This is a genomic window from Streptosporangium sp. NPDC006013, assembly GCF_040614275.1.
In the GTDB taxonomy this organism is placed as follows: Bacteria; Actinomycetota; Actinomycetes; order Streptosporangiales; family Streptosporangiaceae; genus Streptosporangium.
Window position 1 is genome coordinate 1 of record NZ_JBEXUE010000886.1, and the last position, 1,833, is coordinate 1,833.

At 69.4% G+C, this 1,833-nt stretch carries 2 protein-coding genes; one reads left to right on the plus strand and one right to left on the minus strand.

The features are described 5' to 3' along the window. Positions 1-100: prolyl oligopeptidase family serine peptidase (locus ABZ260_RS50635; RefSeq protein WP_355633017.1), on the minus strand; the 100-nt coding region annotated here is incomplete at its 3' end. Between the two features lie 147 nt (positions 101-247). Between ABZ260_RS50635 and ABZ260_RS50640 the strand changes: the two genes are divergently transcribed. Further along, on the plus strand, positions 248-1,833 hold a 1,586-nt coding region (locus tag ABZ260_RS50640), incomplete at its 3' end, for a methylmalonyl-CoA mutase family protein (RefSeq protein WP_355633014.1).

A 1,833-nucleotide genomic window follows, 5' to 3' on the forward strand; every position in this document is an offset into this window, starting at 1 on the left:
CGGTGTACCCGCCGGCGCTGGCCCCCCAGATCGCCACCCGCCCAGGATCCGCCCGACCGGCGGACACCAGGTGACGAGCCGCATCAGCACAATCACCCATGTGATGGTGTGCCTGGCTCGTCCCGTATGGCGATTCTTGGGGTGGTCGCCGGTGAGGGCTCGCTCTCGCCAGGGATTAGTAGGACGTCCTAGTATTTGGGGGAGGCCACAAGCCGGGGGTAAGCCGCTGCCGTACAGGGGGTTGGCCATGGACGCTGAGCAGGTCGAGGCGGGGCGTGCGCGCTGGCAGGCGCGGTTCGACGGGGCTCGCAGGCGTGAGGCCGAGTTCCGCACCCTGTCCGGGCTCGACGTCGAGCCGGTCTACGGTCCGGACGGCGGTGACCCGCGGATGGAGCGCATCGGCTGGCCGGGGGAGTTTCCCTTCACCCGCGGTCTGCATCCCACCGGCTACCGGGGCAAGGCATGGACCATCCGGCAGTTCGCCGGGTTCGGCAACGCGCGGCAGACCAACGAGCGCTACAAGATGATCCTCGCCGCGGGCGGTGACGGGTTGAGCGTGGCCTTCGACATGCCCACGCTGATGGGCCGCGACTCCGACGACCCGCGATCGCTCGGTGAGGTGGGCCACTGCGGCGTGGCGATCGACTCCGTGCTGGACATGGACCTGCTCTTCGAGGGCATCCCGCTCGGCGACATCACCACCTCGATGACGATCAGCGGTCCGGCCGTCCCGATCTTCTGCATGTACGTCGTCGCCGCCGAGCGGCAGGGGGTGCCGGTCACCAGGCTCAACGGCACCCTGCAGACCGACATCTTCAAGGAGTACATAGCGCAGAAGGAGTGGCTGTTCGCCCCCGAGCCGCATCTGCGGCTGATCGGCGACCTGATGGAGTTCTGCGCGGCGGAGGTGCCCGCGTACAAGCCGCTCAGCGTCTCCGGCTACCACATCCGCGAGGCCGGGGCCACGGCCGCCCAGGAGCTGGCCTTCACCCTGGCCGACGGGTTCGGCTACGTGGAGCTCGGCCTGTCGCGCGGCCTGGACATCGACGTCTTCGCCCCCGGCCTGTCCTTCTTCTTCGACGCGCACATCGACTTCTTCGAGGAGATCGCCAAGTTCAGGGCCGCCCGGCGGATCTGGGCGCGGTGGCTGCGCGACGTCTACGGGGCCGGCACGGAGAAGGCCCAGTGGCTGCGCTTCCACACCCAGACGGCAGGCGTGTCACTGACCGCGCAGCAGCCGTACAACAACGTGGTGCGTACCGCGGTCGAGGCGCTCGCGGCGGTGCTCGGCGGCACCAACTCGCTGCACACCAACGCGCTGGACGAGGTCCTCGCGCTGCCCTCCACGAGGGCGGCGGAGATCGCGCTCCGCACCCAGCAGGTGCTCATGGAGGAGACCGAGATCGTCAACGTCGCCGACCCGCTCGGCGGATCCTGGTACGTGGAGGCGCTGACCGACCGGCTGGAGGCCGAGGCCGAGGCGATCTTCACGAGGATCCGGGAGATGGGCGCCGACGGCACGATGACCTCGGGCATCCTGCGCGGCATCGAGGACGGCTGGTTCATGTCCGAGATCGCCGAGGCGGCCTTCGACTACCAGCGCAAGCTGGAGAAGGGCGAGAAGAGGATCGTCGGGGTGAACTGCCACACGGCGTCCGTCGACGAGCCGCTGGAGATCCTCCGGGTGGGTCACGAGGTCGAGCGCGAGCAGCGCCGCGTTCTCGCCGAGCGCCGCGCCGCCCGTGACCAGGCGGCCGTGGACGCCGCCCTGGCCGCGATGAGTCTTTCCCGCATGCGGGAGCGCCTCCGCGATAGATACCTGCATCGGATGGA